The 1,743-nt window shown below is 57.5% G+C and carries 3 protein-coding genes; all 3 read left to right on the top strand.

What is annotated here, in order from left to right; translation table 11 throughout:
- Positions 1-353, top strand: a 353-nt coding sequence (locus AAAB16_RS24910; RefSeq protein ID WP_340665770.1) for an alpha/beta hydrolase, incomplete at its 5' end; no start/stop codon positions are given.
- Positions 354-406: 53 nt separating this feature from the next.
- Entirely contained in the window at positions 407-961 is a 555-nt protein-coding gene (locus AAAB16_RS24905; protein ID WP_110614992.1) for a peptidylprolyl isomerase, read from the top strand.
- A 57-nt stretch (positions 962-1,018) separates the two neighbouring features.
- Positions 1,019-1,743: ABC transporter ATP-binding protein (locus AAAB16_RS24900; RefSeq protein WP_340665769.1), on the top strand; the 725-nt coding region annotated here is incomplete at its 3' end.

Here is a 1,743-nt window from a genome sequence, read left to right as displayed (position 1 = left end):
GTAAGGGGCTGGGCAAAGCGCTGTTCCCCAAACCCGAGCAGGTGGAGCTGCGCTTGAAGATTGAACGGCGCTGGCCGATGAACGACAAACGCGCCTATCTCGCCAGTCTTGACGCCATTATTGGCTGGGGCGTGCGGGAACGACTGGCGCGCATTACCTGTCCTACGCTGGTGGTTACCGCCGACCACGACTACACCCCGGTGGCGGCCAAACAGGCCTACGTCAACGAGCTGCCCAACGCCCGCCTGCTGGTGGTCGAAGACTCCCGACATGCCTCACCAATGGATCAACCCGCATTCTTTAATACCCAGCTGTTGGCCTTCCTCGCCGAGGTTGACCAACAGCCCGCTTAGCGCCGTTGCGCACCCTAACCTGCCCACTTAAATCGATAACAAGGTCTGTCGTCATGCTTAAACAAGCCACCCTTTTTGCCTGCTCCGTCCTGTTTGCCGGCCACTTGTTTGCCGCCGAAAACACGCACGTATTGCTGACCACCAGTCTCGGCGAAATCGAAATTGAACTGGAAGATGCCAAGGCGCCGATCAGCACCGCCAACTTCCTCGCCTATGTCGACAAAGGCTTCTACAGCAAGACCGTTTTTCACCGGGTGATTCCGGGTTTTATGATTCAGGGCGGCGGTTTCGACACCGATATGCGCCAGAAGAACACGGCCTCGCCAATCAAAAACGAAGCCGACAACGGCCTGCATAACGTGCGCGGCACCTTGGCCATGGCCCGCACAGGTGTGGTCGACTCGGCCACCAGCCAGTTCTTTATTAACCAGAAAGACAATGCCTTTCTTGACCACGGTGGCCGCGATTTCGGCTACGCGGTATTCGGCAAAGTGGTGAAAGGCATGGATATCGTCGACAAGATTTCCCAGGTGCCGACTGGCCGTTACGCCGGCATGGCCGATGTGCCCAATACCCCGGTGCTGATTCTTTCCGCCAAACGCCTTTAACCAGCGTTTGCACAGACGCGCCACGGATGGCGCGTCGCTCCACAGACAGAGGTGTGCATGTATCGCCGTTTTGAGCAGCTGATCGATATTTTCCGTCCAGCCCCAAGCGAAGCCCCGCCCACCGATGTGTGGCGTTTTTACCTCTACTTCCTCCGCCAGGCCTGGCCCAGCTTTGCTGCGCTGATGGTCATCGGCCTGATCGTGGCGCTGATTGAAGTGGCGCTGTTTGCCTTTCTTGGCGATATCGTCGACTGGGCACAAAGCGGTAACCCGCAAGATTTTTTCCGCGACCATGGCACCGCACTAGTGTGGATGGCCGTCGTCACCCTCTTCCTGCGCCCACTATTTAATGGCTTGCATGGCCTGTTGGTGCACCAGACCATCAGCCCCAGCTTGACCAACCTGATTCGCTGGCAAAACCACAGTTACGTGCTCAAGCAGAGCTTGGGGTTTTTCCAGAATGATTTTGCCGGGCGTATCGCCCAACGCATTATGCAAACCGGCAACTCGCTGCGTGACTCCGCCGTGCAAGCGGTGGATGCGCTGTGGCATGTGCTTATTTATGCGGTGAGCAGCCTGGTGCTGTTTGCCCAGGCCGACTGGCGCCTGATGCTGCCGTTGCTGGCGTGGATTGTTTGCTATATCGGCTCGCTGGTGTACTTCGTGCCACGGGTGAAAGAGCGTTCGGTAATTGCCTCGGAATCGCGCTCAAAACTGATGGGCCGTATCGTCGACGGCTATACCAATATCGCCACGCTCAAGCTCTTCGCCCACACCAACTT

This window comes from Pseudomonas sp. (assembly GCF_037994325.1).
GTDB lineage: Bacteria > Pseudomonadota > Gammaproteobacteria > Pseudomonadales > Pseudomonadaceae > Aquipseudomonas.
The sequence above is the reverse complement of the archived record's forward strand: the minus strand, read 5'-3'. Positions and strand labels throughout refer to the sequence as shown.